General features: G+C 51.0%; 2 protein-coding genes and 1 tRNA gene. All 3 read left to right on the plus strand.

The window, feature by feature from the left end; genetic code table 11:
• Positions 1 to 106: hypothetical protein (locus AB9F27_RS21835; RefSeq protein ID WP_369757590.1), on the plus strand; the 106-nt coding region annotated here is incomplete at its 5' end.
• 164 nt (positions 107 to 270) lie between these two features.
• The gene (locus AB9F27_RS21840) at positions 271 to 939 is read left to right on the plus strand and encodes a CatB-related O-acetyltransferase (RefSeq protein ID WP_335586675.1); all 669 of its coding nucleotides are present in this window, start codon (positions 271 to 273) and stop codon (positions 937 to 939) included.
• A gap of 105 nt (positions 940 to 1044) precedes the next feature.
• Positions 1045 to 1120 (plus strand) — tRNA-Trp (locus tag AB9F27_RS21845).
• Positions 1121 to 1306: the final 186 nt, after the last annotated feature.

Raw genomic sequence — 1306 nt, forward strand, 5'->3', positions numbered from 1 at the left:
AGTTGAACTGATCGCGCCAATCGCCATGGAAGCTGGCCTGCGCTTTGCGATCCGCGAAGGCGGCCGCACTGTTGGTTCCGGTGTTGTCTCTAAAATCATCGAGTAAGCATTAGCTGCTTGAGTTTGAAAGGGTCGCCTTCGGGCGGCCCTTTTTCGTTTAGAGCAACTCAAAAGCGATCTTCAGTTAGAGAAACAAAAATTTTCGGCGTGACAAGATGGGCGAACATACGGCATTTCTTGTTTGACGATTTACCCAACTAAAGGCTTTTCATGCCCTCTTCTTTTTTGCGTCCCGAAGCGGCAAACCCAGTAACCCTCCCCGATGGAACGGTTCTGGAAAACCTCGTTTACCTCAATCAGGTCATTGATCACCCCAATATTGAGATCGGGGATTACAGTTATTTCAACTCATTCCACCCCGTTGAGGATTGGGCGAGCGGCATTGCACCCTATCTTTATGCGGGTGCGCCTGAGCGCCTGACGATTGGTAAGTTCTGCCAGTTTGCGCAGGGTGTGCTGTTTATTACGAGCTCGGCGAACCATCCGATGGGCGGTTTTTCAACCTATCCCTTTGCGATCTTTAATCCTGAAACCATGGGCGTTTACGCACAAAACACGGAGGCATTTCAGGATACGCATATTGGCAATGACGTTTGGGTCGGGCATGACGCCAAAATCATGCCTGGCGTGAGTATTGCAGACGGGGCAATTATCGCCACTGGCTCGGTGGTCACGAATGACGTTGGCTCCTATATGATCGTTGGTGGCAATCCAGCAAAGCCCATCCGCCCACGTTTTGAATCAGACGTGATTGATTCCCTGTTGGAGATTAAATGGTGGGATTGGCCGATCGAGGACATTCAACGTCACCTTCCTCTCATTGTCGGCGCGGATATTGGCGCTTTGAAGGCGGTTTCCGTTTCTAAGGCTGCGAAATAATCCGTCTTGAAAGATAAATTTGACCACACGGGGCGGAGATTGCTCGATTGTTGTAAATCGCTCTTGATTCCAATCGCTGGGTGCCGTACTTCCTGCGACGACTTTAGGGGTTTAGCTCAGTTGGTAGAGCATCGGTCTCCAAAACCGAGGGTCGTGGGTTCGAGCCCCTCAGCCCCTGCCAGGTCACCTTGCGTCTTACGCATTTTGGCCTGAAGAAAGTCAGAACGGTGAATGGATTTATGTCCTTCCCATGTGTGGATGCCCCGTTCAATGCAAGAGATTCTTTCAACAGTTTGTACATGTGATCGGGTACGGTCATGTGTCAGGCCTCAGTTTGCGACGTTTCACATGCCGCGGGCCGGTATGG

The organism is Falsihalocynthiibacter sp. CO-5D18 (genome assembly GCF_041205445.1).
GTDB classification, from domain to species: domain Bacteria; phylum Pseudomonadota; class Alphaproteobacteria; order Rhodobacterales; family Rhodobacteraceae; genus Falsihalocynthiibacter; species Falsihalocynthiibacter arcticus.

Excerpts from the sequence above, each read along its gene's own strand:
- AB9F27_RS21840 (WP_335586675.1), top strand. The coding sequence starts at position 271 with ATGCCCTCTTCTTTTTTGCGTCCCGAAGCGGCAAACCCAGTAACCCTC.